The organism is Streptomyces sp. CB09001, from assembly GCF_003369795.1.
Taxonomy (GTDB): domain Bacteria; phylum Actinomycetota; class Actinomycetes; order Streptomycetales; family Streptomycetaceae; genus Streptomyces.
The window spans coordinates 227,199-253,668 of record NZ_CP026730.1; the positions used below are offsets into that span (position 1 = coordinate 227,199).

Sequence of the window (26,470 nt, forward strand, 5' to 3'; positions counted from 1 at the left end):
CCGGGAATCTGTGCGGCGTGCGGGCGTTGAAGACGGTGTGACCCCTGCACTCGCCACCACCCGCTTCTCCGTCCTCGACCGCTCCCGCATCCGGGCGGGCCGCAGTGCCGGGGAGGCACTGCGCGACACCGTGGAGCTGGCCCGGGAGGCGGAGCGGCTCGGCTACCACCGGTTCTGGGTGGCGGAGCACCACGGCGTGCCCGGGGTGGCGGGATCGGCGCCGACCGTCCTCGCGGCGGCCGTGGCCGGGGCCACGCGCCGCATCCGCGTCGGCACCGGGGGCGTGATGCTGCCCAACCACCGGCCGCTGGTGGTCGCCGAGCAGTTCGGCGTGCTGGAGTCGCTCTACCCCGACCGGATCGACATGGGACTCGGCCGCTCGGTGGGCTTCACCGACGGCGTCCGCAGGGCGCTGGGCCGGGAGAAGGACGACGCCGAGGACTTCGACGCGCAACTGGCCGAGCTGCTCGGCTGGTTCCGGGGCACCTCGCCCACGGGCGTGCACGCGCGCCCCGCGGAGGGACTGACCGTACCGCCGTTCGTGCTGGCCATGGGCGAGGGCGCGGCCGTCGCGGCTCGTGCGGGCCTGCCGATGGTCATCGGCGACCTGCGCGACCGGGACCGGATGCGCCGCGGCATCGACCGCTACCGCGCCGCGTTCCGCCCCTCCGAGTGGAGCCCGGAGCCGTACGTCGTCGTCTCCGGCACCGTCGCGGTGGCCGCCACGCCCGAGGCGGCCCGGCGGCTCCTGGTCCCGGAGGCGTGGTCCATGGCCGAGGCCCGCACGCGGGGCTCCTTCCCGCCGCTGCCGACGGCCGAGGAGGTCGAGGCCCGGACCATGACAGGCAAGGAGCGCGACCTGTACGAGGCCGGTCTCGCCGGCCACGTCACCGGCACCGAGGAGCAGGTCGCCGACGAGCTGGAGACGCTCGTGAAGGAGACCGGCGCGCAGGAGGTGCTGGTCACCACCAGCACGTACGACCGTGCCGCGCTGCTCGACTCCTACCGGCGGCTCGCCCGTGTCACCGGTACGGGACCTCTCGGCACCCCGGCGTAGAATCGCGGGGTTTGTCCCACCCACCGTACGGAGCTCCCCGCGATGCACAGCCCCCATGACCCGTACGTCCGGGTGCGCGACGCCCGCGAGCACAACCTCAGGGGTGTGGACGTGGACGTCCCCCGGGACGTGCTGGCGGTGTTCACGGGCGTCTCCGGATCGGGGAAGTCGTCGCTGGCCTTCGGGACGGTCTACGCGGAGGCGCAGCGGCGCTACTTCGAGTCGGTCGCGCCCTACGCCCGGCGGCTGATCCACCAGGTCGGCGCGCCCAAGGTCGGCGGGATCACCGGGCTGCCGCCCGCCGTGTCGCTCCAGCAGCGGCGGGCGACGCCGACGTCCCGCTCCTCGGTGGGGACGGTCACCAACCTCTCCAATTCCCTGCGGATGCTCTTCTCCCGCGCCGGCACATACCCGCCGGGCGCCGAGCGGCTGGACTCCGACGCGTTCTCGCCGAACACGGCGGCCGGGGCCTGCCCGGAGTGCCACGGCCTCGGCCGGGTGCACCGCACGACCGAGGAGCTGCTGGTCCCGGATCCGTCGCTGTCCGTCCGGGACGGGGCGATCGCCGCGTGGCCGGGCGCGTGGCAGGGCAAGAACCTGCGGGACGTCCTCGACGCGCTCGGGTACGACGTGGACCGGCCCTGGCGCGAGCTGCCCGCCGAAGCGCGGGAGTGGATCCTGTTCACCGACGAGCAGCCGGTGGTCACGGTCCACCCGGTGCGGGACGCGGGCCGCATCCAGCGGCCGTACCAGGGCACGTACATGAGCGCCCGGCGCTACGTGCTGAAGACGTTCGCGGACTCGAAGAGCGCCACGCTGCGGGCGAAGGCGGAGCGCTTCCTGACCAGCGCGCCCTGCCCGGTGTGCGGCGGCGGCAGGCTGCGGGCCGAGTCCCTCGCGGTGACCGTCGGCGGCCGCAGCGTCGCAGAGCTGGCCGCGCTGCCGCTCGCCGAGCTGCCCGGCCTGCTGCCGGCCGAGGGCGAGACGGCCAGGGTCCTGACCGAGGACCTCACCTCCCGGATCGCGCCCGTCGTGGAGCTGGGGCTCGGCTATCTGAGCCTGGACCGGCCCACCCCCACCCTGTCGGCGGGCGAATTGCAGCGGCTGCGCCTCGCGACCCAGCTGCGCTCCGGGCTGTTCGGCGTCGTGTACGTCCTCGACGAGCCCTCGGCGGGTCTGCACCCGGCGGACACGGAGGCGCTCCTGACGGTCCTCGAACGGCTGAAGGCGGCCGGCAACTCGGTGTTCGTGGTGGAGCACCACCTCGGTGTGATGCGCGGCGCCGACTGGATCGTGGACGTCGGCCCGCTGGCCGGGGAGCACGGCGGGCGGGTGCTGTACAGCGGCCCGGTCGACGGGCTGGCCGGGGTCGCGGAGTCCGCCACCGCCCGTCACCTCTTCGACCGCTCCCCCGCGCCCGCCCGCGAGCCGCGCACCCCGCGCGGCACGGTGACGGTCGGACCGGTCACCCGGCACAACCTGCGCGAGGTCACCGCGCGGTTCCCGCTCGGGGTGCTGACCGCGGTGACCGGCGTGTCCGGCTCGGGGAAGTCGACGCTGGTCGGCGAGATCACGGAGGACCTGGCGGGGGTGGACCGGCTGGTCTCGGTCGACCAGCGGCCGATCGGCCGCACCCCGCGCTCCAACCTGGCCACCTACACGGGCCTGTTCGACGTCGTGCGCAAGGTCTTCGCCGCCACCGACCGGGCGAGGGAGCGCGGGTACGGCGTGGGCCGGTTCTCCTTCAACGTGCCTGGCGGGCGCTGCGAGACCTGCCAGGGCGAGGGCTTCGTCAGCGTCGAGCTGCTGTTCCTGCCGAGCACGTACGCGCCGTGCCCGGACTGCGGCGGTGCTCGCTACAACCCGGAGACGCTCGAAGTGGTGTACCGGGGGCGGAGCATCGCCGAGGTGCTGGACCTCACGGTGGAGGGCGCGGCAGAGTTCTTCGCGGACACGCCGGCGGTGGAGCGCAGTCTGGCCGCGCTGCTGGACGTCGGTCTGGGCTATGTGCGGCTCGGCCAGCCCGCGACGGAGCTGTCCGGCGGGGAGGCGCAGCGCATCAAGCTGGCGAGCGAGCTGCAGCGGGGACGCCGTGGCCACACCCTGTACCTGCTCGACGAGCCGACGACCGGTCTGCACCCGGCCGACGTGGAGGTGCTGATGCGCCAGTTGCACCGTCTGGTGGACGCCGGGCACACCGTGGTCGTGGTCGAGCACGACATGAGCGTGGTGGCGGGGGCCGACCACGTGCTCGACCTCGGGCCGGGCGGCGGCGACGCGGGCGGCCGGATCGTCGCCGCGGGGCCGCCCGTCGAGGTGGCGCGCGCCCGGGACAGCGCCACCGCGCCCTATCTGTCCCGGGCCCTGGACGGCGGGCAGCGCCGGTGAAGTCGGTTCACCGGCGCACGGTCCCGCGCTGACGGCGGGGGACGGTCACTCGCGGCCCCGCCGCTTGCCGCCCCGACCGGTCTCGTCCTCCGTGAGGGACTCGGTCTCGGCCTCGATGCGCTCCTTGCGGACCTGGCCGCGCACCGTCTCGTTCTCCGTGAGCTCCTCCGTGGTCATCCGGACCCGCTCCACCGGCACCGTCTCCGTCTCCACGACGGGGCGTTCCGCGTGCAGCGTGACCTCGTGCTCGGCCTCGCTGATCTCCGGCCCGGCCAGGGCCTCGTCACGGTTGGCGTCCGTGATGGGCTCGCGTACCACGCGCACTTCCTCGTGGGTCACCGGAACGGTCTGCTGGACCTCTTCCGTGACCACGTACTTGCGCAGCCTGGCCCGGCCCGACTCGTGCCGTTCGACGCCGACGCGCATCTGCTCCTCGGAGCGGGTCATGGCCTCGTCGCCGCGCATGCCCTCGCGTTCCATGGCGCCCTTGCGGCCGGTCATGCCGCCGGCGGTCCCGGCCTTGCCGGTACCGGCCGTACCGCGCATGTCCTTCCCGCCGGCCCCGCCGGTCCGGCCGGCCATGCCCGCCGCACCCGCCGCTCCGGCGGCTCCCGCCGCTCCGGCCGCGCCCGCCGTGCCCGGTCCCGCGGCAGAGCGGCCGTCGTCGGTACGCTCAGCCTCGGACAGCACGCTGTCCCAGTTGATGCCGTAGTAGTCGTAGAGCCGGTGCTCCTCGGTCTCCGACAGATGGCCGCCCGCGTCGACGTCGACAGAGGGCGCGCCCTTGACCTGGTCCTTGCCGTAGGGAACCTCGAGGTGGTCCTGCACCAGTGCGGCGTCCCGGATGGGCACGAAGGACTCGGTGGAGCCGAACATGCCCGTCTTGACGCTCACCCACTCGGGGCGCCCGGTCATGTCGTCGAAGAAGACATGCTTCGCGTCGCCGATCTTGTTGCCGTCACCGTCGTAGACCGGTTGGTCCAGGACGTTGGCGATCTCTTCACGGGTGATCATCTGCCATCACCCTCCTTTCGAGTGCCTGCCTTCCGGTTGTCCGCATCCGGCGGTATGGAAACGGAACAAACCTCACAAAGCACACATACTTTTCGAAGGTGCTTTCCCCTGGTCACCGTGGACCGCGTACTCGGCGGCCCGGGCCAGGGCACGGCGGTCACGGTGGCGGCCAGGCGGTACGACCGGCCGCACCTCCACCTCGGCGGTCAGGCCGCGCGCCGACGCCACCCGCCACAGGGAGGCGAGCAGCGTGTCCACGCCGACGAACGCGGGCGTCGTGCTCACCGCCCGCTCCCCCGTCCGGTAGTGGATCCGGACCGGCTGGACCGGCACCCCTGCGTCCAGGGCGGCCTGGAACACCGCCCGGCGGAAGGGGCCGTGGGCCCGCCCGCACCACGTGCTGCCCTCGGGGAAGACGGCCACCGCGGCGCCCGCGCGCAGGGCCCGCGCGATCGCGTCGACCGTGCCCGGCAGGGCCCGCGGCCGGTCCCGTTCGATGAACAGCACCCCGGCGCGCGCCGTCGGTGCGCCCGCCACCGGCCAGCGCCGGATCTCGCTCTTGGCCAGCATCCTCGCGGGGCGTACGGCGGCCAGCAGCGGGATGTCGAGCCAGGAGACGTGGTTGGCGACGAGGAGCAGCCCGCCGCCGGGGACGGCGGCCCCCGTGACGCGGACCCGGACCCCGGCGGCCCGCACGACCCACCGGCACCAGCGCCGTACCAGGGCCGCGGGCAGCCTGCGCCGCAGCCCGGCGGGGGCCAGCACGACGGCGATCCCGGCGAGGAGCAGCACGGCGACCGCGGTGAGGCGCAGCACGGCGTGCGGTACGGCCGCCGCGGCCCGGGACCGTTCCACGCACGCGGCGGGGGTGCAGGGCGCGACGGGCAGCCAGCCGCTCATCAGGCCGGGGCCAGCGAGAGGAAGTGCCGCAGGTAGCGCGGGTCGACCCGGTTCATCGGCAGCAGCACGTACAGGTCCGCGACGCCGAAGTCCACGTCGTGCGCGGGCTCCCCGCAGACCCAGGCGCCGAGCCGGAGGTAGCCGCGCAGCAGCGCCGGCAGCTCGGTGCGGGCGGCGGGCGCGGCCGGGCGCGGGACCCACGGCAGCAGCGGCCGTACCCGGTACTCCTCGGGCGCCAGGTGCTTGGTCCGCACCCGGTCCCAGGCTCCCGCGGCGAGGGCCCCGCCGTCGGCGAGCGGGAGCGAGCAGCAACCCGCCAGCCACGCGTGGCCGCGGTCGGTCATGTAGCGGGCTATGCCGGCCCAGACGAGTCCGATGACGGCGCCGTCGCGGTGGTCGGGGTGCACACAGGACCGGCCGACCTCGACCAGGGAGGGCCGGATCGCGTCCAGGGAGGCGAGGTCGAACTCGCTCTCCGCGTACAGCCGTCCGGCGACCGCCGCGCGCTCCGGCGGCAGCAGCCGGTAGGTGCCGACGACCTGCCCGGTCGTCTCCTCGCGCACGAGCAGGTGGTCGCAGTAGGCGTCGAAGGGGTCGACGTCGTACCCGGGCTGCGGGCTCGCCAGCAGCGCGCCCATCTCCCCGGCGAACACGTCGTGCCGCAGCCGCTGGGCGGCCCGCACGTCGTCCTCGTCGCGGGCGAGGGCGACGGTGTAGCGACGGGGAGCGGCGGGCTTCGGGGGACGGTCAGCGGTCAGTACGCCGGTCATGGGTGCTCTCCTGGTCGTGAGAACGGTGGTCGTGGGGACGGCTCCGCCCCAGTTCTTCCGACGCCGGCTGTACTGCACATGACGACTGCCGGGAGCGCGGATGTGCGCTTCCTGAATGCCGGGCTCCCGCTCCCGCTTCCCGGACGCCGGGGGCGACCGAGCGAAACGGGGCCGGGAGGAGCACCTCTCCCGGCCCCGTCCGTCCGCACCTGTCGGCGAACGTCGTGGGGCTACTTCCTGGCCACCTTGCGCGTGGCCCGCAGCCACTCCTTGTTCATGCTGGTGATGGACACCAGGGGAATGCCCTTCGGGCACGCCGTCGCGCACTCGCCGGTGAGCGTGCAGCCGCCGAAGCCCTCGTCGTCCATCTGCGCCACCATGTCGAGCACCCGCGTCTCCCGCTCGGGCGCGCCCTGCGGCAGGACGCCCAGGTGGTTCACCTTCGCGGAAGTGAACAGCATCGCCGCCCCGTTGGGGCAGGCCGCCACGCACGCGCCGCAGCCGATGCACTCCGCGTGCTCGAAGGCGAGGTCGGCGTCCGGCTTCGGCACCGGCGTCGCGTGCGCCTCCGGCGCGGCACCGGTGGGCGCGGTGATGTAGCCGCCGGCCTGGATGATCCGGTCGAAGGCCGAGCGGTCGACGACGAGGTCCTTGACGACCGGGAATGCGGAGGCCCGCCAGGGCTCGATGTCGATGGTGTCGCCGTCCTTGAAGGACCGCATGTGCAGTTGGCAGGTGGTGGTGCGCTCGGGGCCGTGGGCGTCGCCGTTGATGACCAGCGAGCAGGCGCCGCAGATGCCCTCGCGGCAGTCGTGGTCGAAGGCGACCGGGTCCTCGCCCTTGAGGATGAGTTCCTCGTTGAGGGTGTCGAGCATCTCCAGGAAGGACATGTCGCTGGAGATTCCGTCCACCTCGTACGTGGACATGACGCCGTCGGCGTCGGCGTTCTTCTGGCGCCAGACGCGCAGGGTGAGCTTCATGCGTAGCTCCGCTGGGTGGGGTGGACGTATTCGAAGACCAGGTCTTCCTTGTGCAGGGTGGGGGCGTCGCCGGTGCCGGTGAACTCCCAGGCGGCGGCGTAGCCGAACTCGTCGTCCCTGCGGGCCGCCTCGCCGTCGGGGGTCTGGGACTCCTCACGGAAGTGGCCGCCGCAGGACTCGGCGCGGTGCAGCGCGTCGAGGCACATCAGCTCGGCGAGTTCCAGGTAGTCGACGATGCGGTTGGCCTTCTCCAGCGACTGGTTGAACTCCTCGCCGGTGCCGGGGACCTTGATGCGCCGCCAGAACTCCTCGCGGATCTGCGGGATGCGCTCCAGGGCCTTGCGCAGGCCGGAGTCGGTGCGGGCCATGCCGCAGAACTCCCACATCAGTTCGCCCAGTTCCCGGTGGAAGGAGTCCGGGGTGCGGTCGCCGTCGACGGACAGCAGCAGGTTCAGCCGGTCCTCGGTCTCGGCCAGCACCTCCTGCACCACCGGGTGATCGTCGTCGACGTCGTCCTTGTGAGGGTTGCGGGCGAGGTAGTCGTTGATGGTGGCCGGGAGGACGAAGTAGCCGTCGGCCAGGCCCTGCATCAGCGCGGAGGCGCCTAGCCGGTTGGCGCCGTGGTCGGAGAAGTTGGCCTCGCCCACGGCGAAGAGGCCGGGGATCGTGGTCTGGAGGTCGTAGTCGACCCACAGTCCGCCCATCGTGTAGTGCACGGCGGGATAGATCCGCATGGGCACCCGGTACGGGTCCTCGTCGGTGATCCGCTGGTACATGTCGAAGAGGTTGCCGTACTTGGCCTCCACCGCCTTGCGCCCCATGCGCTCGATGGCGTCGGCGAAGTCCAGGTAGACGCCCTGGCCGCCGGGGCCGACCCCCCTGCCCTCGTCGCAGACGTTCTTCGCGGCGCGGGAGGCGATGTCGCGCGGGACCAGGTTGCCGAAGGACGGGTAGATGCGCTCCAGGTAGTAGTCGCGCTCGTCCTCGGGGATCTTGTTCGGCGGCCGGTCGTCGCCCTTGGCCTTGGGCACCCAGATCCGGCCGTCGTTGCGCAGCGACTCGCTCATCAGCGTCAGCTTGGACTGGTGGTCGCCGGTGCGCGGGATGCAGGTCGGGTGGATCTGCGTGAAGCAGGGGTTCGCGAAGTAGGCGCCCCGCCGGTGCGCCCGCCAGACGGCGGTCGCGTTGGAGTTCATGGCGTTGGTGGAGAGGTAGAAGACGTTGCCGTAGCCGCCGCTGGCCAGGACGACGGCGTCCGCGAAGTAGGTGTCGATCTTCCCGGTGATCAGGTCCCGGGCGACGATGCCGCGGGCCCGGCCGTCCACGACGATCAGGTCGAGCATCTCCGTGCGGGCGTGCATCTCGATGTTGCCGGCCGCGATCTGCCTGCTGAGCGCCTGGTAGGCGCCGAGCAGCAGCTGCTGCCCCGTCTGGCCGCGGGCGTAGAAGGTGCGGGAGACCTGCACGCCGCCGAAGGAGCGGGTGTCCAGCAGACCGCCGTACTCGCGGGCGAAGGGCACGCCCTGCGCCACGCACTGGTCGATGATCTCGACCGAGATCTGCGCCAGCCGGTGCACGTTGGACTCGCGGGACCGGAAGTCCCCGCCCTTGACGGTGTCGTAGAACAGGCGGTGGATCGAGTCGCCGTCGTTGCGGTAGTTCTTCGCGGCGTTGATGCCGCCCTGGGCGGCGATGGAGTGGGCGCGGCGCGGGGAGTCCTGGTAGCAGAACTGGACGACGTGGTAGCCCTGTTCGGCCAGCGTCGCGCCCGCGGAGCCGCCCGCGAGGCCGGTGCCGACGACGATGACGGTCTTGCCGCGCCGGTTGGCGGGGTTGACCAGCTTCGCCTCGAAACGGCGGGTGTCCCAGCGCTCGTTGACGGGTCCTGCCGGAGCCTTGGTGTCGGCGACCGGCTCTCCGGTCGTGTAGTCGGCGTAGGTTGTCATGTCAGCTCACCACTCCGGTCATGACGCCCACGGGTACGGCGATGAAACCGATCGTGAGCAGCAGCGCGAGGACGTTCGCGGTCGTCTTCAGGGCACGGTCGCGGGTACGGCTGCCGGCGCCGAGGGTCTGGGCGGCGCTCCAGAAGCCGTGCTGGATGTGCAGGCCGAGGGCGAGCATCGCGACGATGTAGATGACGTTGCCGTACCAGGTGGAGAAGGTGTCCACGACGTTCTGGTAGGGCTTGCCCGTCTCGAAGCCGCCGGAGTGCACGGTGCCGGTGGTCAGGTCGAGGAGGTGCCAGACGATGAACAGGCCGAGGATGATCCCGCCCCAGCGCATGGTGCGCGTCGCGTAGCTGGAGCGCGGCTTCTTGTGCACGTACTTGCTGGGCCGCGCCTTGATGTCGCGGCGGCTGAGCTGGTACGCGGAGACGGCGTGGGCGACGACGGCGACCACCAGCACGACGCGGATCAGCCAGAGCGTCCACTCGTAGTGCATGAACGGCTCGCCGACCGTGCGCAGCCAGTGGGCGTAGTGGTTGAACTCCTCGACCCCGAAGTAGATCTTCAGGTTCCCGATCATGTGGGCGACCAGGTAGAGCAGCATGACGAGACCGCTGACCGCCATCACTGTCTTCTTGCCGACGGTCGAGTCCCACACGGTGCGCGCCAGGGACGGCCGTCGGTCCGTCCGCGTTGCCAGAGCCATGTCACAGGACGTTACGGGCCCCGCACCTCATCGGTCCAAGACATGGAATGCCTGGTTTCCATAGGGCTTGGCTATCGACGTCGTATGCTCGCGGTATGCAGTTGCAACAGCTCCAGTACTTCGTGGCGGTCGCCGAGACCCGGCACTTCACCCGGGCCGCCGAGGTGGTCCACGTGGCGCAGCCCTCGCTGTCGCAGCAGATCAAGGCACTGGAGCGGGAGCTGGGCGCCGACCTGTTCCTGCGGGCGCGGGGGAACATCACCCTCACCGACGCCGGGGAGGCGCTGCTGCCGCTGGCCCGGCGCATCCTGGCCGACGCGGACACCGCCCGGCACGAGGTGCTGGAGCTGGCGCAGCTGCGCCGGGGCCGGATCAGGCTGGGCGCCACCCCGAGCCTGTGCACCGGCCTGCTCCCGGACGTGCTGCGCGCCTTCCACGACCGCTACCCCGGCATCCAGCTGCTGATCGAGGAGGGCGGCTCGCACGACCTGGTGCGGGAGCTGGCGCGCGGCGCGCTGGACCTCGCCCTGGTCGTACTGCCGCTGCCCACCGCCTCACCGGCACTGACCACGGTGGAGCTGCTGCGGGAGGACCTGGTGGTGGTGTCCTCCCCGGAGTCGCCCCCGCCGGGCGGCGGGCGCCGTGCCGTGCGCATCACCGACCTGGAGGGCGAGCGTCTGGTGATGTTCCGGCACGGCTACGACCTGCGGGAGCTGACCGTGGCCGCGTGCCGCTCGGCCGGGTTCGAACCGGACTTCGCCGTGGAGGGCGGGGAGATGGACGCGGTGCTGGGCTTCGTGCGGGCCGGGCTCGGCATGGCGGTCGTCCCGCGGATGGTGGCCGCCCGCTCCGGTCGCGGGCTGCGGGTGACCCCGCTGGCCCGGCCGGGCCTGTACCGGACGATCGCCCTGGCCCACCGCAGCGACGTGGCTCCGCCGCGGGCGGCGCGGGAGCTGCAGCGGATGCTCCTGGAGCGGTGACGGACCCGGCCCGTCAGGCGAGCGTGGCCGGCCTGAGGACCTCCTCGCACCAGCGGCGGAAGCTCGTGGGCGCGGTGTCCGGGGTGCTGGGCTCGACCGCGCCGTAGAAGCCCTGGGCGTCCATCGCCGAGGCCATGTCGGCCAGCCCCTGGGCCCCGCTCTCACTGGCCCCGAACCGCAGGGCGGACGCCCTGTACGCCTCCGGGGTGGTCTCCCGTACCCGTACCGGGCGGCCCAGCACGTCGGACAGCACCTTGGCCATGCCCTCCGGGGTGAGGTCGTCGGGGCCGACGAGCGGGACGTCGGCGCGGCCGGTCCAGGAGTCGTCGAGGAGCAGACGGGCGGCCGTGGCGGCGATGTCGGCGGTGGCGCAGGTCCGCAGGACGCGGTCGGCGGCGTACGCCATGCGGAACTCGCCCGTGTCGCGCAGGGCGGCCGCCTGCCCGAGCAGGTTCTCCATCAGGAAGGGTGGGCACAGCGCCCGGTAGTGCACACCGGTGGCCGCGATCCGGTCGTCCATGGCGAGCGAGGCGGAGACCGGTCCGGCGTCCTTCGCCACGCCGCGGCCCAGGCTGGAGACGGCGACGACCCGTGCCACGCCCTGCCGGGCGACCACCTCGCACAGCGGCAGTGTGAAGTCGCGGAAGTGGCCCTCGACGCTGTCGGCGCCGGGCGCGGGCGGCACCAGCCAGAACACCTGGTCGGCGCCCTCGCAGGCCGCGCCGAGGATCTCGGGGTCGGCGTGCGAGCCCTGGAACACCCGGGCCCGCTCCCGGGCCCGTGCGGTGAGCCGGGCGGGGTCGCGGGCGACGACGCGCAGGGCGGTCCCGTCGTTCCGGGCGGCGAGGCCGTCCAGGACGTTGTCGAGGACCTGTCGGCCGATTCCGCCGGTCGGGGTGGTGATGACGATCACGAGCACAACTCCGGTTCGGGGAGGGGGAAGAGGGTCGGTGCGGCCGGGGCGGCAAGGCGGTCTCCTTCGCTCTCCGGCGCTCTCCCATCCTGTTCGCCGGGCGCCTGGAACTGAAGGATCGACCGGATCCCGCTTGTTACCCTGAAGGCAATACCGGGCGGCACCGGAGGAGGCGGAGCATGGAGTCGCGTTCCCTGCGCTACTTCGTGGCGGTCGCCGAGGAACTCAACTTCGCGCGCGCCGCCGAGCGGCTCGGCATCTCTCCGCCACCCCTGTCCAGGGCCATCCGCCGCCTGGAGACGGAGCTGGGGGTCACCCTGTTCGAGCGGACCACCCACAGTGTCACCCGGACCCCGGCCGGGGACGTCCTGCTCGCCGAGGCACGCGTCGCGCTGGACGCCCTGGAGGCCGCCGGGCGGCGGGCCAGGCGGGCGGCCGAGGGGCCGAAGCTGGTGCTGGCCGTGAAGGCCGACGGGGACGCGGGGCTGCTGGAGCCGGTCCTGGCGCGCTACGCCCGCGAGCCCGGGTCCGTGCCGGTCACCGTCCGGCTGTGCGGGTGGCAGGAGCAGCCGCGGCTGCTGCGCGCCGGCGAGGCGGACGTCGCCCTGGTCCACGCGCCGTTCGACGGCACCGGCCTCGACACGGAGACACTGGCCGCCGAACCGCGCGTCGCCGTCCTCGCCGCGGACCACCCGCTCGCCGCCCGCGAGCGGCTGGAGCTGGCCGACCTCGGCCTCGACGCGGGCAGCGTGGAGCGGCACATCGACGAGGCCCGGCGCGGCCACGACGACCTGGCCCAGGTGCTCACGGCCGTCTCCCTCGGGAAGGTGGTCACCCTGCTGCCCGCCTCGGTGACCTCCCGCTACCCCCGCCCGGGCGTCGCCTACCGCCCGGTCCTGGACGCCCCGCCGGTCGTCCTCTCCCTCGCCTGGCCCCAGCAGTCACGCTCGACGGCGACGGCGGCTCTCGTCCGCGCGGCGGTGGAGGTCGCCGAAACCGCGCGCGACGGGGCGTGGGCGCACGGCCAAGGCTGGAATCCGGTCCGCCCGTGACGGTGCCCGGGCGGACCGACGGTCCCGCTCAGCCGGTGGCGTCCACCAGGGCCAGTTCGTGCAGCCGCTCCGGCGGGCCGGGGCGGGCGTAGTACCAGCCCTGGGCCGTGTCGCAGCCCAGTATGCGCAGTTGCTCGGCCTGGGCGCCGGTCTCCACGCCCTCCACGGTGACCGCGAGGTCCAGGCTGTGGGCCAGGGCGACGATCCCCTCGACGATCTTCAGGTCGACGGGGTCGGCCGGGAACTGCTGCATGCTCTGCGTGAACGAACGGTCCAGCTTGAGGACGCTCACCGGCAGCCGGCGCAGGTTGGCGAGGTTGGAGTAGCCGGTACCGAAGTCGTCCAGGGCGATGTCGACACCCATCTCGGCCAGTCGGCGCAGCGGCTTCAGCAGGTCGTCGTCCGCGCCGATCAGCGCCGACTCGGTGACCTCCAGGCACAGCGCGTCGGGCGCGACGCCGGTGCGCTCCAGGATCTCCACGGTGTCCTGGACCAGGCCGGGATGGGTGAGCTGGCAGGGCGAGAGGTTGACGTTGATGCGCAGCGGGCCCGCGGCGCCGCCCTCGCCGTACCGCTCCCGCCAGACGCGGGCCTGGCGTACGGACTGCTCCAGGACCCAGCGGCCCAGCGGCACGATCAGCCCCGTGTGCTCCGCGAGCGGGATGAACCGGTCCGGGCCGAGCACCCCGTGCTGCGGGTGCAGCCAGCGCACCAGCGCCTCGGCGCCGCGCACACTGCCGTCGCCGAGGTGGACCAGCGGCTGGTACTCGATGAAGAACTCGCCGCGCTCCAGCGCCGCGGGCAGCGCCGTGGTCAGCCCGTGCCGGGTGATGACGCGGGCGTCGGCCTCCGGGTCGGCCAGCTCGAAGCGGTTGCCGCCCGCCGACTTGGCCCGGTACATGGTGATGTCGGCGCTGCGCAGCACCTCGGCCGGGCTGCGCTCCCCCGCGGGGCCCTCGACGATGCCGATGCTGCCGCGCACGGTCAGTTCACGGCCGTCGACGCTGACCGGGGCGAGCAGCGCGTTCATGATGCGGCCGGCCAGCTCGTCGACCTCGTGCCGGGTGTCGGGCCCGGTGGTCAGCGCCACGAACTCGTCGCCGCCCAGCCGGGCGACCATCTCGCCGGGCGCGGTGGCGCAGGCCTGGAGGCGGTCGGCGACCTCCACGAGCAGCCGGTCGCCGGCCGCGTGGCCGAGGCTGTCGTTGACGGTCTTGAAGCCGTCGAGGTCGAGGTAGCACAGGCCGAAGCGCTGTCCTGGACCGGCGTTCAGGGCCTTCTCCAGGCGTTCGAAGAAGAAGCTGCGGTTGGGCAGCCCGGTGAGCGCGTCGTGCGTGGCCTCGTAGCGCAGCCGCAGGTTGAGCAGCCGCCGCTCGGTGGTGTCCTCCATCAGCGCCAGCTGGTACTGCGGGGTGCCGTCGGCGTCGCGCAGCAGGGAGACGGTGAGATTGGTCCACAGGACCGTCCCGTCGGGCCGGTAGAAGGCCTTCTCCACGTGGTAGTGCTCGCGCTCGCCGCGCACCAGCTCGTCGTAGAGCCGCCAGGTCTGCGGCGCGTCGTCGGGGTGCGTCCACTCGGTGGCCCGGCGACCGCCGAGCGTGGGGTCGGCGATGCCGAACATGCGCATCAACGCCTCGTTGACCTGGAGGACGTTGCCGTCCAGGTCGGCGATGCCGATGCCTATGGCGGCGCCCTCGAAGACCGCTCGGAAGCGGGCCTCGCTGGCGTGCAGGGCCTCGGCCACCACGCCCTGCGCCTTCAGGGCGGCCTGCGCGATGGCCTCCTGCTCGGCGAGGGTACGGACCCGCAGCGCCCCGGCGAACCCGGCCGCCATCGCGTGCTGGAGCCGCGCCGAACGGGCCCGCAGGTCCTCCGGGTCGCCGTCCTCGCCGCAGTAGAGCACCAGGTAGGCGTCGACGCAGTCCAGCGTCCGGGAGAGCGCCTCCGGGTCGGTGCAGTGCGCGTCGACGAGGGCGGCACCGACCGCCCTGGCCTCCTCCGCGTCGAAGCTCCGGGCGCGCAGCACGTCGCTCAGCCGGCGGGCCAGTGGCAGCAGTTCCGCCTCGAACTCGGGCCGGGTGGAGGACGTCGAGGTCACCGGGAACACCGCCCGGCTCCAGATCGTCGCGAACCGCCGCAGCCTGTCCTCCGGCCCGTCCGGCTCCGCGCTCACGCCGTACGCCCCACGCCCGCGAACCCGGAGAACGCGTACGGGTCCTCCTCCTCCGGCTCGCCCTCCGGCCTCCAGCGCGGCATCGGAACCAGTCCGGGTTCCACCATGTCGTACCCCTCGAAGAACCGCGCGATGTCGTCGCGCGAACGCATGATCAGCGGATTGCGGATGTCCTTGTACACGTCCACCGCGCCCCCGGCCCGCTCGGCGGGCAGCGGGATTCCCTCGTACGAGGCGTGCGTGAGGACGAGCAGGCTGCCAGGCGCGAGCGCGTCGCTCAGCTCGGCCACCGCGGCGTACGGGTCGTCCTCGTCTTCCACGAAGTGCAGTATGGCAACCAGCAGCAGGGCGACCGGCCGATTCAGGTCGATCAGCCGCCGCACCTGGGGACTGGCCAGGATCTCCCGCGGCTTGAGCAGGTCGCCCGCCACGACGTCCGCGTCGTCGTGACCCGCCAGGACGGCCTCGCTGTGCGCGACCGCCACCGGGTCGTGGTCCACGTACACCACGCGGGCGCCGGGGCGGCTGCGCACGGCCACCTCGTGCACGTTGCCGAAGGTCGGGATGCCGGAGCCGATGTCGAGGAACTGGTCGATGCCCTCGTCGGCCGCGAAGCGCACGGCCCGCCGCATGAACGCCCGGTTCGCCTGCATGATCTTGGGGAGCCCCGGCATGAACTCCATGGCCCTGCGGGCCGCTTCGCGGTCCACCTCGAAGTTGTGCGAACCGCCCAGGTAGAAGTCGTAGATCCGGGACACGCTGGGCACCGAGATGTCGATGCTGCGAGGGGCCCAGGCGGGACGCTCCATCTAGCTCTCCAAGGCATAGGCGATCCGGTGTTCGAGCTGAGGCTACTGATCGCCCGCCAAAGGGGCGAGCCCAAACGGAAATTGACCGTCCGTTCCCGGTCACTGCCCGGGGCACGTGCCGTGGGCGAAGGCATGCCAAAGCACACGAACGGGACCGTCCCCGCCGTGTGGGCACGGAGGGGACGGTCCGCTGGTCGGACGCCGAAGGGCGGCGGGCGGGAGGTCGCTACTTCTTCGGCGCGCCGACCGGTTTTCCGTCGGGCTTGACGGCGTACCAGGTGCCGCCGACGCCCTGACCGTTGGTGTCCCCGGCCTTCTTGTCGCCGGCGAAGGTGTAGATGGGCCAGCAGTCGATCGTCTGCTGGGCGGCGCCGTCGGGCCGGGTGAAGCTCATCAGCCCCTTCTTCTCGACGCCCTTGGTGTCGTTCGTCTCGACGGGCGCCACGACCGGCCACTTCTCCAGGCAGGCGCCGGTGCAGGCCGACACCGGCTTCGGCCAGGCCTCGTCCTTCATGAAGCGGTAGACGGTCATGCCGTTCTTGTCGACGACGATCTCGCCGAGCTTCGGGTCCTCGCGGGTGGACAGCCCGGCGGCCGGCTCGGCCTTGGCCTTCTTGCCGTCGGCGGCCAGCGCGTACCACTTCTTGCCGACCCCCTGGCCCTTGACCTCCCCGGCGGCCGTGTCCTTGGCGTAGCGGTACGCGGGCCAGCCGCCGATCGTCAGCTGCTTGGTGCCGTCGGGGCGGGTGACCTCGCCGAGCAGGTCCTTGTCGATGCCCTCGCCGGCGAGGGCGTCGTCCGCGGCGACCGGCGGCCAGGTGGTGGCGCAGTCGTTCTCGCAGGTGGTCTTGGGCGGCTCGGCGGTGTCCGCGTCGAAGCGGTAGAGGGTGCGACCCGCTCCGTCGGTCACCAGATCGCCGATCTCGGCGTTCGCCGAGACGGACAGCTTGCCCGCCGGCTCCGGCGCGCTCGCCGAGGCCTGTCCGGCGCCCGCCCCGGTACCGAGTCCGTCACCGGCGCCGGTGCCGAGGTCGCCGACGTCGCCGGGGGCGGCCGTGGCGCCCACGTTCTGGCTGCCGGTGGGGCCACCGCCGTCCTGGCCGCACGCCGTCGTCAGCGCCAGCAGCGCCGCGGCGCCCGCCACGAGTGAGGCGCTCCGCCAGGAGGTCTTCATCGTCAATCCCCGATCGTCACGAAGGTGTTGGGGCGCCCTGCTGGGCCACCGCACGACACTGGGTACGCACGGGGGAGCCCGTTGTGTTCAACCGGTCGCGGGCTTTCTTCCCGTCCGCCACCGGCACGCGGCGCGTCGTACAGGTTTCCGGGCTCCGGCGCGAGCCGATCCGCCGTCGTCAAACCCCTGGTGGGCCCATGTCCCTCCTTCGGGGCAATCACCGGGTACTCGGGCGTGGGACGGTGCGCCAGGCTTCATGATCTGCGTCGTGCATGGACCCGAACCGACCCGATCCGCCGCTGCCGGACGGGTGTTGGCCCTGGTGACGTTGACGTTCACCCTCGTCGGCATACCGGTCGGCCCGGCGCGGGCCGACGCGTGTGCGTACGCGTCGACCGGACCGGACGGCACCGACGCGGTGGCGGTCGCCGGGAGCGCTTCCTGGCCCACCATTCCGCCCTGCCCCAGGCCGACCCCGACACCAACGCCGACGCCGACGCCGACACCCCCACCGGACCCCGAACCGACGCCTCCGCCGCCCGAGCCCACTCCTCCGCCCGCCCCGAAGCCGCCCCCGCCGAAGCCACCGGCGCCGGAGCCCGAACCGCCGCCTCCCGCCCCGCGGCCGGCGCCACCGCGGCCCGCCCCGGAGCCGAGCCCGACGCCGACGCCCGCTCCCACCCCGCCGCCGGCCCGTTCCGCGGCGCCCGCCCCCGCGCCCTCGGTCACGCCCACGCCCCGTCCGTCGCTCAGTCCGGTGCACTATCCGCGCCACCGCGCCGCCCGGGCGCCGCAGCGTTCCTCGCGCGGGACCACGTCGCCGCTCGTCTTCGTCCTGCTCATCACGGTGCCCGCGGTGGTCGCCGTCGCCGCGCTCCGTGCGCGCTGATCCCTGGAGGCCTCTCTTGCCGGAATGGCTTGTTCTCACCCTCGCGATGCTGGCCGCCTGCGTCGTGGTGGTCATCATCACCCTCCTACGGCACCGCACCGCGTCCGACGACGAGGACATCACCGAGACCCCGGACGTCATCGAGTACATGACGATGTGGATCGGCGTGGTGTACGCCATCGTGCTGGGCCTGGCCATCGCCGGTGTCTGGGAGGCGCGCAGCGCCGCCGAGGCCGACGTGCAGACGGAGGCCGTCGCGCTGCACGAGATCTCGGAACGGGCCCGGGTCTACCCGCCCGACGTCCGTGACCGCATCCGGGCGGATGTCAACGCCTATGTCGGACACGTCGTCACCACCGAGTGGAAGGCCATGGCCGACCACGCCGAGGTGACCGACCGCGGCACCGAGCTGCTCGACCGGGTCCGCGCGGACGTCACCGACTACGAACCGAGGTCGGACTTCGAGGCGCAGGCGTACCAGCCCCTCGTGGACCAGGTGGCCCTCGCGGACCAGGCCCGCAACGCCCGTGCGCAGTCGACCGGGGCGACCATGCCCGGGGTGGTGTGGTTCGGGCTGATCGCCGGGGCCGTCATCACCATCGGGATGGTCTTCGCCCTGCAGATCCGGCGCACCACCCGCGAACTGGTCCTCGCGGGCCTGTTCTCCGCGCTGATCGCCTTCCTGCTCTTCCTGATCTGGGACTTCGACGCACCCTTCAGCAGGGGGGTCTCGGCGTCGACCGACCCGTTCCTGAGCCTGTTCCCCGGCGCGGGGGACTGACCGGGCACCGGGTACCGGCCCGCTGACAGAACACCGGGGACGGCGGCGGCCGACTCGCCGTCACCGTCCCCTGAGCGGCCCACACTCTTGCCCCATTCGCGCGACTGCGATCGCGGCGACGTGCACGGCTTCCTAGCGTTCGGGACATCGAGGTGCATTCCTGGCGCGAGCGGAACAGGTCCGCCGCTGCTCCTCGGGGACCCGGAGGATTCACCATGCGCGCGATACCCCTCGCCTCGGTCGCACTGCTGGGCGGCGCCGCCCTCTCCGCCTGTGTACCGGCCGGGGCCGTGGGCTCGAACACGTTCGGCTTCACCGTCAGCCCCGCCACCGTGGCGCCCGGCGGCGAGGTCACGCTGGGAGTGGGCCGTACCGAGGCGGGGTGCCGGGGGCGGGTGACGGTGACCTCGCCGGTGTTCGACACGGTCACCATCCCCCGGGACGAGTCGTCCGCCACGGCGCGGGTCGACCGGGACGCCCGGCGCGGGGCGGTGTACCGGGTGACGTTCGCCTGCCGGGACAAGACCGGCACGGTGGACCTGACGATCGCGGGCGGCGGCTCGCACCACCCGACCGAGAAGCCCTGGCACGACAAGGGCGTGCACGCCGGTCAGGGCGGCAGCGTCGCGGGGTTCGACCTGAGGCAGATCGGGCTGGGCGCGGCGCTCGTCGTGGGGGCGGCGGGCACCGCCTACCACCTCTCGCGCCGCCGTTCCGGCGAGGACCGGGCCTGACCCATCCGCACCGACCCACCCGCAGCGCGCGGCACTTCGCCCCGGGTCCCACCGGACCCGGGGCGAAGTGCCGCTGCCGTCCTGCGCCGCGGTCAGATCCGCCGCTCGGACCGGCGGCGCATCCAGAACAGTCCGCCGCCGGCGACGGCCGCGGCGACGAGCCCGCCGCCGATCGCGATGTCCGTCGGGGTCGCCCCGCTGGAGCTGCTGCCGCCGAGGCCGCCGCGGACACCGCCGATGACGGTGAAGGCGGCCGGCCGGGTCAGCCGGCGGCCCGAGCAGTTGACGGTGATGTCGTACGAGCCCGGCCTGGCGTCCTGCTTGATGGTGGCGGTGCCCTTGGACGTCTCGTTGGCTCCTCTGACCGGGGTCAGGTGGGTGGTCCGGAAGGCGTCCGAGGTCATGGTGCCGCCCTGGGGGCAGCCGTCGACCGTGACGGTCATCTGGCCGCCGCGGGCGATCACGCTGGGCAGCGCGACGATGTTGCTCGGCTGGTTGTGGTCGCCGCCCGCGGTGGCCGTGGGGGCGGCCAGTCCGAGGACAGCGACGGCGGCGCCGGCTGCCGCGAGGGCACGAGTGTTGCGCATGTGATCCTCCGCGGAAGACGCCCCGGGTCCCGTCCCCGGTCGATCGGCGAGAAAGCGCCTCCCAGAAAGACCCTCAGTTGCCCTGCCCGCAGCCGCATTTCGGGAATGGTCCGTCCTGGTGAGCGGGTTGCCGGGCCGAAACCGCGCGAGTGGATATCGCCGCAGGTCACGCCCCGTCAGAAAATCTTGCCGGTCATCTCCCGGATGGCGCACGGAAGGACGCGCGCACCACCCGTTCGCCGCCGCCCCGTCGCCGGTCCCACGCACGGCGCTTAGCGTGCTCGTATGCGCGGATGACCCGGCGACGGCCGGGTCGAGAGGGGATGGCGAATGTACGACTCCGAGTTGGCCGAAGAGGAGGAGCGGCGGAGGAAGCGCGCTCCCTGGGGCGTGATAGCGCTTGTTCTGCTGACCGGTCTCGCGCTCATCCGCAACGGTTCCGGGGAATTCGACGAGGGCCCCCCGCAGCCCGCGTCGGCCGCCGCGTCGGACACCCGCGCGGCGACCGGCGACGGCGCCGCGGCCGGCGTGACCCCGCTGCCGTATTCGGTGCCCGACCAGGTCTCCATCCCCGCCATCCAGGTCGACGCGCCGGTCATGGGGGTCGGTCTCGACGCGGACGGCTGGGTCGACGCGCCGCCGCCCGAGGACCCGAACCTGGCCGGCTGGTTCACCGGCGCGGTCTCCCCGGGGGAAAAGGGCACCGCGGTCGTGGTCGGCCATGTCGACAACCAGCAGGGCCCCGCCGTCTTCTACGGACTCGGGGCCCTGAAAAAGGGAAACAAGGTGGAAGTGCACCGCCAGGACGGAAAGACGGCGGTTTTCGAGATCTACGGCATCGAGGTCTTCGAGAAGAACAATTTCCCCGGCGACCGGGTCTACGGCTCGAAGGGCAGCCCCGAATTGCGGGTCATCACCTGCGGCGGCGGTTTCACCAAGCAGAACGGCTACGACGGGAACGTGGTCGCCTTCGCCCGCCTGGTCGAGGTCCGCTGAGCGTGCCCCGGCCGGGCGGGCCCGGCGGCGGTCAGACCAGGCGCCGTCGGGGGACGGTGAGGTGGTAGCCGGAGTCCAGCAGCTCGGGCAGATAGCGCCGCAGGGCGCGGACACTCTGCGAACGGTCGCCCCCGGCGTCGTGCGAGAGCACCACGACACCGGGGGCCGCGCCTTCCTCGACCCGGTCGACGATGGTGCCGGTGCCGGGTGTCGTCCAGTCCAGGGTGTCCACGGTCCAGGCGAGCGGCTCCATGCCGAGTTCCGCGCCGAGCTGGAAGGCGGCCCGGTTCCACGCTCCGTACGGGGCCCGGAACCAGCGGGGCGCCTCCCCGTAGGCCTGCTCGACGACCTCGCTGGTGCGCTCCATCTCGGAGCGGATACGGCGCCGGGTGAGTTTGGTCAGCAGCGGGTGGGACCAGGTGTGGTTGCCCACCACGTGTCCCTCGTCGGCCATCCGCGTCAGCAGGTCCCGGTTGTAGTCCGCCATCTCCCCGCACACGAAGAACGTCGCCCGCACGTCGTACTTCGCCAGGGTGTCCAGGATCCGCGGGGTGTACTCGGGGTGGGGACCGTCGTCGAAGGTGAGCAGCATGGTGCGGCCCCGGCCCGTCATGCGCAGGATCGGCTCGCTGCGCACCGGGGGCCGGCCGGGCGCGGCGCGCGGTGCGCCGTATCCGGTCAGGGGCTGGAGCCGGTAGGCGGAGGGTTTGAGCGGGCTGCGCTGCACAGGGCCCGGGGCGGGTACGGGGGCGGGCGGCCGGGACGGTCCGTGTCCCAGGCCCGCCGCGAGTGCGCCGCCGGCGCCGGCCGCGCCCAGGGCCGCGACGCCGGTGAGCAGGGTGCGGCGGGTGAGCAACTGGTCCTTCTTCATGACTCATCAGTCGCCCGGTCACGGTGCGCCGCACCTGAGCAACACCGGTGCGGCGGCATGAAACCACCCGCCCGGCGCAAGATCACCGGGGACTCCGATAGCCTCGCCGCGTGACGGAACAGCACTCCCATCAGTTCGAACGCGGCACGGACGGACCGAAGGTCATCGTCGTCGGCGTGGACGGCTCCGACTCCTCGCTGCGGGCCGCGGCCTACGCCGGGGGGATGGCCAGGCGGCAGGGCGCCCTGCTCGCCGTGGTGTACGTGCAGCCGGTGCTGGCGGGTGGTGCGGCGCTCGGAGCTTCGGTGGCGGAGACGACCGACGAGATCGCCGAGGGGCTGGTCGCCCAGATCCGGGAGGCGACCGAGCGGGTGAAGGGGATATTCGACATCCGCTGGGAGTTCCACACGTTCCGCGGCGACCCGTACAGCGGACTGAAGCAGACGGCCGACGAGCTGAAGGCGGACGCGGTGGTGGTCGGCGCCTCCGAGCAGGCCGGTCACCGGTTCGTCGGCTCGGTCGCGGTGCGGCTGGTGAAGGCGGGGCGCTGGCCGGTGACGGTGGTGCCGTAGCACCGGTGGGGTCGGTGTGTGCGTCTTGGGACCCTTGTGCGTCGTGACTTCCGTCACGGACCTGTGTGCGTCATCATGATCCACCGTCAGCCGTTTGCCGTTCACGAAGAGGTGAGGCGCATGGCCCGGTTCCGCATGGGTGAGGGTGTTCTCCGCCGCAAACCCATCGAGCATATCGAGGAGACGGAGAGCGGCGGGGGCCTGGTGCGCTCGCTGGGGCTGTGGCAGCTCACCGCGATCGGTGTCGGCGGCATCATCGGGGCCGGCATCTTCACGCTGGCCGGCACGGTCGCCAACGGCACGGCGGGGCCCGCGGTCCTGATCTCCTTCCTCATCGCCGGTGTCGCGAGTGCGGCGGCCGCCCTGTCGTACGCCGAGTTCGCCGGGCTGATCCCGAAGGCGGGTTCCGCCTACACCTACGGCTACGCGGTCCTGGGCGAGCTGGTGGGCTGGTTCATCGGGTGGGACCTGCTCCTGGAGTACACGGCGATCGTGGCGGTGGTCGCGATCGGCATCTCGGGCTACTTCAGCTTCCTGGTCGGCGAGATGGGGGCCGACCTGCCGAACTGGATGCTGGGCGCGCCGGGCACCGGGGACGGGCACAAGGTCGACCTGTTCGCGGCCGTGCTGTGCCTGCTGATCGCGTACCTGCTGACGCTGGGCATCAGGAACGCCGCCCGCTTCGAGATGGTCGTGGTGGTGCTGAAGGTGCTGGTGGTGCTGCTGGTGATCGGGGTCGGCGTCTTCCACATCAACAGCTCGAACTACCACCCGTTCTTCCCGTTCGGGGTCGGCGGGGCGTTCACCGGCGCGGCGACGGTGTTCTTCGCGGTCTTCGGCTACGACGCCATGTCGACGGCGGCCGAGGAGTCCAAGGACGCCCAGCGGCACATGCCGAAGGCGATCATCTACTCGCTGATCATCTCGATGGTGCTGTACGTGGCGGCCTGTCTGGTGCTGACGGGTATGCAGAACTACAAGGAGATCGACCCGGAGAGCGGCTTCTCGACGGCGTTCAAGTCGGTGGGGCTCAGCTCGCTGGCCGACATCATCGCGGTGGGCGCGATCATCGGCATCCTCACGGTGATGTTCACGTTCATGCTGGGTGTCACCCGGGTGTGGTTCTCCATGTCGCGCGACGGGCTGCTGCCCAAGTGGTTCGCCAAGACACACCCGACGCGGCACGTGCCGACCCGGGTCACCTGGATCGTCGGGGTCGCGTCGGCCGTGATCGCCGGGTTCCTGCCGATCGGCGAGGCGGCGGAGCTGACCAACATCGGCATCCTGCTGGCGTTCGTGGTGGTGTGCGCGGCGGTGATCGTGCTGCGCTACCGGCAGCCGGAGCTGCCGCGCACCTTCCGTACCCCGTGGATGCCGTTCGTGCCGGCGCTGGGCATCGTCTTCTCGATCTGGCTGATCACGTTCCTGCAGTGGCAGACCTGGGTGCGGTTCGCCGTGTGGTTCGTGGTCGGCCTGGTGGTCTACTTCGCGTACTCGTACCGGAAGTCGGAGCTGGCGCGCCGTTAGAGGGTGCGCAGGAACTCGGCGACGATGCCCGTGAACGCCTCGGGCCGCTCCATGTTCGGGTAGTGCGCGACCCCTTCGACGGTGACGGAACGGCCGTCCTGGACGGTACGGGCGAGCCGTTCCGCGTCCGCGATCAGATCGGGCGCGTCCAGGGCGCCGTTGACGGCGAGGACCGGGACGTCGATCTTCGGGACCCGGGGCCAGGTGCCGGTCAGGGGCACGTGGTGGTTCTCCTCGTCCGGCGTGTGCTTGGAGAGGGTGCCGAGAGCCATCTCGCGCACCCGGCGCAGCACGTCCGGGTCGACGTCGTCGAGGGTGCGGTGCTCCCCCGGCACGAAGCGCAGGAACGCGGTGAGCCAGCCCTCGACGTCGCCCGCGGCGAGGGCGCCGGCCTGTTCGGCCCGCACCTGGCGCACCCACGGGTCGGTGTACTCGAACTCGCTGGTGGACGCGCCGCAGGCGACCACCGCACGGACCAGCTCCGGGTACTCGATGACCGTGTCGGTGGCGATGGCCCCGCCCATGGACACGCCGACGAGTACCGCCGAGCCGGTGTCCAGGTGGCGCAGCAGCGCGGCGAGGTCGTCCGCCCAGCGGAACGGCCCGCTCGCGTTGGCCGAGGCGCCGTGTCCGCGCACGTCGGGGGCGATCACGCGGTAGTCGCGGGCCAGGGCCGGGATCTGGGCGTCGAACACCCGGTGGTCGGTGAACCCGGAGTGCAGCAGGACGACCGGGTCTCCCGCGCCGGTGTCGCGGTAGGCGAGGTCGCCGTCGGCGGAGGTGAAGAAGCGGAGGTCCGAAGCAGCGTTCATGACAACCAAGGTGTCAGGTGAGGTCGACTTTGGCAACCTGGGTGTCATGATGGCGGGGTGAACGACATCGACGCACCCCTCCCCCCCGACGCGCTCGCCCGGCGCCTCACCGAGGTGTACGACCTGGTCGGCCCCCTCTACCGACGCGCGCAGCGCGGTGTCGAGCAGGGCCTGGACGGCGACGGCCCGTCCGTGGGCGTCCGCGCCGTGCTGACGATGCTGCGGCGCGGCGGGCCGATGACCGTGCCCCAGATGGGCCGGGCCCAGGCGATCAGCCGTCAGTTCGTCCAGCGGATGGTCAACGACGCCGCGGCCCAGGACCTGGTGGAGAGCACCCCGAACCCGGCGCACCGCCGGTCCTCGCTGATCCGGCTGACCGCCCGGGGCCGGGACACGATCGACGCGGTCCTCGACCGGGAACACCGACTGCTGCGCGAGGTCGGCCCCGGCCTCACGGACGCCGACGTCACCACCTGTCTGCGGGTGCTCGGCGCCATGCTGACGGCCCTGGACCACGTGGCCGACGCCTGACCTACTTCCCCATCAGCAGCCCGTCCTCGGCGGCGCCCCGGCTGAGCACCACGTCGCGGATGCGGTCGCGCACGCCCCGCAGCTCGGCGCCCCGTTCCAGCGCCCGGTCGAGGTTCACCACCCGGCCGGCGTCCACGTCGAACAGCTGCGGGACGAACTCGGCCTTCGTCACCTTCCAGCGTTCGCCGTCCCGGTCGGGCGGGGCGAAGGTGAAGCGGCCGATGGCCGACTGGTTGCCGCGCGGATCGCGGGCGCCCTCGTTGTTGACCATCTCGCCCGCGATCTGGTCCCCCATGCCGTACACCACCCAGGTGCCGTTGACCTTCTCGTAGGCCTGCGGGACATGGGCGTGGGTGCCGAGGATCAGGTCGATGTCGGGGCGGTCGCCGGTCCGGGCGGCGGTCAGGCTCCGGGCGAGGGCCAACTGGTCCCGGTCGGGCTCGTCCTGCCATTCGGTGCCCCAGTGCATGGACACGACGACGACGTCGGCGCCGGCCTTCCGGGCGGCCCGCGCGTCCTCGACGATGCGCGCCTCGTCGATCAGACCGACCGCCCAGGGCTGGTCCGCGGGCAGCGGCCGGCCGTTGGTGTGGAGGGTGTAGGAGAGGTGGGCCACCTGGGCCCGGCCCGCACGCAGCACCGTCGCGATGTCCGCCTCGGCCTCGGTGCGCGCCGTCCCGGCGTGCCGTACGCCGGCCCGGTCGAGGGCGTCCAGGGTGCGGCGGATGCCGTCCGCGCCGTCGTCGACGCTGTGGTTGGAGGCGGTGGAGCAGCTGTCGTATCCGGTGGCGGCCAGCACCTTGGCCACCTCGGGCGGGGACTTGAAGAGCGGGTAGCCGCTGTAGTCGCCGTTCTCGCCGTAGACGGTCTCCATGTGGCACAGCGCGAGATCGGCCCGCGCGACGACGGGCCGGGCACCGGCCAGCATGGGGCGGAAGTCGTAGCCGGAGCCGCCGGCGTCGAAGCGGGCCCGCTCGATGATCGAGTCGTGCGGGAGCACGTCTCCGGAGGCGACCAGGGTGAAGGAGCCTTCGACGGCGGCGGGCGGGGCCGGGGCCGGGGGCTTCGGCGGTTCGTGGTCGCGGGCCTGGCAGGCCGCGCCCGCCGTGAGGAGGGCGGTCAGGGCCAGGGCCACCTGCCGACTGCGCGTGATCATGCGTTCCCTCCGCTGGGTCGCACACACCGATGAAAAGTCACATTTACGTACGAACAGGTAAAGAGTCACGGCTCGTCACAGGCGGCTTCGACACGCCCATTAGCCCGTCCGGCGGGCGCGATCCGGGTGCACGGCGCCCCGGCGACCGC

At 72.6% G+C, this 26,470-nt stretch carries 25 protein-coding genes; 11 read left to right on the forward strand and 14 right to left on the reverse strand.

The window, feature by feature from the left end; all coding sequences use genetic code 11:
- Positions 1-37: 37 nt before the first annotated feature.
- Positions 38-1,057, forward strand: coding sequence for an LLM class flavin-dependent oxidoreductase (locus tag C4J65_RS01130; RefSeq protein ID WP_115740640.1), 1,020 nt, complete (start codon positions 38-40; stop codon positions 1,055-1,057).
- A gap of 42 nt (positions 1,058-1,099) precedes the next feature.
- On the forward strand, positions 1,100-3,445 hold the full coding sequence (locus tag C4J65_RS01135) for an excinuclease ABC subunit UvrA (protein ID WP_115740641.1): 2,346 nt from the start codon (positions 1,100-1,102) through the stop codon (positions 3,443-3,445).
- A gap of 45 nt (positions 3,446-3,490) precedes the next feature.
- Here C4J65_RS01135 and C4J65_RS01140 read toward each other — a convergent pair whose 3' ends face one another.
- The 6 genes from C4J65_RS01140 to C4J65_RS01165 all read right to left on the reverse strand — a co-directional run bounded on the left by C4J65_RS01140 (position 3,491) and on the right by C4J65_RS01165 (position 9,728).
- Positions 3,491-4,459 (reverse strand): PRC and DUF2382 domain-containing protein, encoded by a 969-nt coding sequence (locus C4J65_RS01140; RefSeq protein ID WP_115740642.1) that lies wholly within the window; start codon positions 4,457-4,459, stop codon positions 3,491-3,493.
- 72 nt (positions 4,460-4,531) lie between these two features.
- Positions 4,532-5,359 (reverse strand): lysophospholipid acyltransferase family protein, encoded by an 828-nt coding sequence (locus tag C4J65_RS01145; protein WP_115740643.1) that lies wholly within the window; start codon positions 5,357-5,359, stop codon positions 4,532-4,534.
- Positions 5,359-6,129, reverse strand: coding sequence for a GNAT family N-acyltransferase (locus tag C4J65_RS01150; RefSeq protein WP_115740644.1), 771 nt, complete (start codon positions 6,127-6,129; stop codon positions 5,359-5,361). Before C4J65_RS01150 ends, C4J65_RS01145 begins: the two co-directional genes overlap by 1 nt.
- Before the next feature lie 230 nt (positions 6,130-6,359).
- Positions 6,360-7,109, reverse strand: a complete 750-nt coding sequence (locus tag C4J65_RS01155) for a succinate dehydrogenase/fumarate reductase iron-sulfur subunit (protein WP_115740645.1) — start codon at positions 7,107-7,109, stop codon at positions 6,360-6,362.
- The gene (locus C4J65_RS01160) at positions 7,106-9,055 is read right to left on the reverse strand and encodes a fumarate reductase/succinate dehydrogenase flavoprotein subunit (protein WP_115740646.1); all 1,950 of its coding nucleotides are present in this window, start codon (positions 9,053-9,055) and stop codon (positions 7,106-7,108) included. Before C4J65_RS01160 ends, C4J65_RS01155 begins: the two co-directional genes overlap by 4 nt.
- A 1-nt stretch (position 9,056) precedes the next feature.
- Positions 9,057-9,728, reverse strand: a complete 672-nt coding sequence (locus C4J65_RS01165) for a succinate dehydrogenase (protein ID WP_115746242.1) — start codon at positions 9,726-9,728, stop codon at positions 9,057-9,059.
- A gap of 131 nt (positions 9,729-9,859) precedes the next feature.
- Here C4J65_RS01165 and C4J65_RS01170 point away from each other — a divergent pair, with 131 nt between their 5' ends.
- Positions 9,860-10,744, forward strand: coding sequence for a LysR substrate-binding domain-containing protein (locus C4J65_RS01170; protein ID WP_115740647.1), 885 nt, complete (start codon positions 9,860-9,862; stop codon positions 10,742-10,744).
- Between the two features lie 13 nt (positions 10,745-10,757).
- Here C4J65_RS01170 and C4J65_RS01175 read toward each other — a convergent pair whose 3' ends face one another.
- Positions 10,758-11,657, reverse strand: coding sequence for an NAD(P)H-binding protein (locus C4J65_RS01175; protein WP_115746243.1), 900 nt, complete (start codon positions 11,655-11,657; stop codon positions 10,758-10,760).
- 179 nt (positions 11,658-11,836) lie between these two features.
- Between C4J65_RS01175 and C4J65_RS01180 the strand changes: the two genes are divergently transcribed.
- On the forward strand, positions 11,837-12,709 hold the full coding sequence (locus C4J65_RS01180; RefSeq protein ID WP_115740648.1) for a LysR family transcriptional regulator: 873 nt from the start codon (positions 11,837-11,839) through the stop codon (positions 12,707-12,709).
- Positions 12,710-12,737: 28 nt separating this feature from the next.
- Here C4J65_RS01180 and rmdA read toward each other — a convergent pair whose 3' ends face one another.
- From rmdA to C4J65_RS01195, 3 genes are all read right to left on the reverse strand, one after another.
- Positions 12,738-14,882, reverse strand: a complete 2,145-nt coding sequence (gene rmdA, locus C4J65_RS01185) for a cyclic Di-GMP phosphodiesterase RmdA (protein ID WP_115740649.1) — start codon at positions 14,880-14,882, stop codon at positions 12,738-12,740.
- Positions 14,879-15,691, reverse strand: coding sequence for an SAM-dependent methyltransferase (locus tag C4J65_RS01190; RefSeq protein ID WP_115740650.1), 813 nt, complete (start codon positions 15,689-15,691; stop codon positions 14,879-14,881). The genes rmdA and C4J65_RS01190 overlap by 4 nt, the downstream gene beginning before the upstream one ends.
- Positions 15,692-15,917: 226 nt before the next feature.
- Positions 15,918-16,865 carry an SCO0930 family lipoprotein gene (locus C4J65_RS01195; RefSeq protein WP_115740651.1) on the reverse strand — a complete coding sequence of 316 codons (948 nt, stop codon included), beginning with the start codon at positions 16,863-16,865 and terminating at the stop codon, positions 15,918-15,920.
- Between the two features lie 757 nt (positions 16,866-17,622).
- Here C4J65_RS01195 and C4J65_RS37000 point away from each other — a divergent pair.
- The 3 genes from C4J65_RS37000 (at position 17,623) to C4J65_RS01210 (ending at position 19,269) form a co-directional block, all read left to right on the forward strand.
- Entirely contained in the window at positions 17,623-17,754 is a 132-nt protein-coding gene (locus C4J65_RS37000) for a hypothetical protein (protein WP_016325543.1), read from the forward strand.
- A gap of 16 nt (positions 17,755-17,770) precedes the next feature.
- Entirely contained in the window at positions 17,771-18,535 is a 765-nt protein-coding gene (locus C4J65_RS01205) for a DUF4239 domain-containing protein (protein WP_115740652.1), read from the forward strand.
- 215 nt (positions 18,536-18,750) lie between these two features.
- On the forward strand, positions 18,751-19,269 hold the full coding sequence (locus C4J65_RS01210; protein ID WP_115740653.1) for a hypothetical protein: 519 nt from the start codon (positions 18,751-18,753) through the stop codon (positions 19,267-19,269).
- A gap of 92 nt (positions 19,270-19,361) precedes the next feature.
- Here the strand turns inward: C4J65_RS01210 and C4J65_RS01215 are convergent, their stop codons facing one another.
- The gene (locus C4J65_RS01215) at positions 19,362-19,856 is read right to left on the reverse strand and encodes a hypothetical protein (protein ID WP_016325544.1); all 495 of its coding nucleotides are present in this window, start codon (positions 19,854-19,856) and stop codon (positions 19,362-19,364) included.
- Between the two features lie 330 nt (positions 19,857-20,186).
- Here C4J65_RS01215 and C4J65_RS01220 point away from each other — a divergent pair, with 330 nt between their 5' ends.
- On the forward strand, positions 20,187-20,852 hold the full coding sequence (locus tag C4J65_RS01220; protein ID WP_115740654.1) for a class F sortase: 666 nt from the start codon (positions 20,187-20,189) through the stop codon (positions 20,850-20,852).
- Between the two features lie 31 nt (positions 20,853-20,883).
- On the opposite strand, the gene C4J65_RS01225 is transcribed toward C4J65_RS01220, so the two are convergent.
- Entirely contained in the window at positions 20,884-21,723 is an 840-nt protein-coding gene (locus tag C4J65_RS01225) for a polysaccharide deacetylase family protein (RefSeq protein ID WP_115740655.1), read from the reverse strand.
- Positions 21,724-21,833: 110 nt separating this feature from the next.
- Between C4J65_RS01225 and C4J65_RS01230 the strand changes: the two genes are divergently transcribed.
- Both C4J65_RS01230 and C4J65_RS01235 read left to right on the forward strand, forming a co-directional pair.
- Positions 21,834-22,295 (forward strand): universal stress protein, encoded by a 462-nt coding sequence (locus C4J65_RS01230; RefSeq protein ID WP_115740656.1) that lies wholly within the window; start codon positions 21,834-21,836, stop codon positions 22,293-22,295.
- Positions 22,296-22,415: 120 nt separating this feature from the next.
- The gene (locus C4J65_RS01235) at positions 22,416-23,822 is read left to right on the forward strand and encodes an amino acid permease (RefSeq protein ID WP_115740657.1); all 1,407 of its coding nucleotides are present in this window, start codon (positions 22,416-22,418) and stop codon (positions 23,820-23,822) included.
- Here C4J65_RS01235 and C4J65_RS01240 read toward each other — a convergent pair.
- Entirely contained in the window at positions 23,819-24,634 is an 816-nt protein-coding gene (locus tag C4J65_RS01240) for an alpha/beta hydrolase (RefSeq protein WP_162832964.1), read from the reverse strand. The two genes, C4J65_RS01235 and C4J65_RS01240, sit on opposite strands and share 4 nt — an antisense overlap.
- A gap of 57 nt (positions 24,635-24,691) precedes the next feature.
- On the opposite strand from C4J65_RS01240, the gene C4J65_RS01245 reads away from it, so the two are divergent.
- On the forward strand, positions 24,692-25,165 hold the full coding sequence (locus C4J65_RS01245; protein WP_115740659.1) for a MarR family transcriptional regulator: 474 nt from the start codon (positions 24,692-24,694) through the stop codon (positions 25,163-25,165).
- 1 nt (position 25,166) lies between these two features.
- Here the strand turns inward: C4J65_RS01245 and C4J65_RS01250 are convergent, their stop codons facing one another.
- Entirely contained in the window at positions 25,167-26,321 is a 1,155-nt protein-coding gene (locus tag C4J65_RS01250) for a CapA family protein (RefSeq protein ID WP_115740660.1), read from the reverse strand.
- Positions 26,322-26,470 lie beyond the last annotated feature (149 nt).

What these genes read in the sequence shown, in the direction of transcription:
- C4J65_RS01170 (WP_115740647.1), top strand. Translation starts at nt 9,860, where the DNA reads ATGCAGTTGCAACAGCTCCAGTACTTCGTGGCGGTCGCCGAGACCCGG.
- C4J65_RS01215 (WP_016325544.1), bottom strand. Translation starts at nt 19,856, where the DNA reads ATGCGCAACACTCGTGCCCTCGCGGCAGCCGGCGCCGCCGTCGCTGTC.
- C4J65_RS01240 (WP_162832964.1), bottom strand. Translation starts at nt 24,634, where the DNA reads ATGAACGCTGCTTCGGACCTCCGCTTCTTCACCTCCGCCGACGGCGAC.
- C4J65_RS01135 (WP_115740641.1), top strand. Translation starts at nt 1,100, where the DNA reads ATGCACAGCCCCCATGACCCGTACGTCCGGGTGCGCGACGCCCGCGAG.
- C4J65_RS01155 (WP_115740645.1), bottom strand. Translation starts at nt 7,109, where the DNA reads ATGAAGCTCACCCTGCGCGTCTGGCGCCAGAAGAACGCCGACGCCGAC.
- C4J65_RS01210 (WP_115740653.1), top strand. Translation starts at nt 18,751, where the DNA reads ATGCGCGCGATACCCCTCGCCTCGGTCGCACTGCTGGGCGGCGCCGCC.
- C4J65_RS01195 (WP_115740651.1), bottom strand. Translation starts at nt 16,865, where the DNA reads ATGAAGACCTCCTGGCGGAGCGCCTCACTCGTGGCGGGCGCCGCGGCG.
- C4J65_RS01235 (WP_115740657.1), top strand. Translation starts at nt 22,416, where the DNA reads ATGGCCCGGTTCCGCATGGGTGAGGGTGTTCTCCGCCGCAAACCCATC.
- C4J65_RS01190 (WP_115740650.1), bottom strand. Translation starts at nt 15,691, where the DNA reads ATGGAGCGTCCCGCCTGGGCCCCTCGCAGCATCGACATCTCGGTGCCC.
- C4J65_RS01150 (WP_115740644.1), bottom strand. Translation starts at nt 6,129, where the DNA reads ATGACCGGCGTACTGACCGCTGACCGTCCCCCGAAGCCCGCCGCTCCC.
- C4J65_RS01250 (WP_115740660.1), bottom strand. Translation starts at nt 26,321, where the DNA reads ATGATCACGCGCAGTCGGCAGGTGGCCCTGGCCCTGACCGCCCTCCTC.
- C4J65_RS01225 (WP_115740655.1), bottom strand. Translation starts at nt 21,723, where the DNA reads ATGAAGAAGGACCAGTTGCTCACCCGCCGCACCCTGCTCACCGGCGTC.
- C4J65_RS01160 (WP_115740646.1), bottom strand. Translation starts at nt 9,055, where the DNA reads ATGACAACCTACGCCGACTACACGACCGGAGAGCCGGTCGCCGACACC.
- C4J65_RS01180 (WP_115740648.1), top strand. Translation starts at nt 11,837, where the DNA reads ATGGAGTCGCGTTCCCTGCGCTACTTCGTGGCGGTCGCCGAGGAACTC.
- C4J65_RS01220 (WP_115740654.1), top strand. Translation starts at nt 20,187, where the DNA reads ATGTACGACTCCGAGTTGGCCGAAGAGGAGGAGCGGCGGAGGAAGCGC.
- C4J65_RS01145 (WP_115740643.1), bottom strand. Translation starts at nt 5,359, where the DNA reads ATGAGCGGCTGGCTGCCCGTCGCGCCCTGCACCCCCGCCGCGTGCGTG.
- C4J65_RS01140 (WP_115740642.1), bottom strand. Translation starts at nt 4,459, where the DNA reads ATGATCACCCGTGAAGAGATCGCCAACGTCCTGGACCAACCGGTCTAC.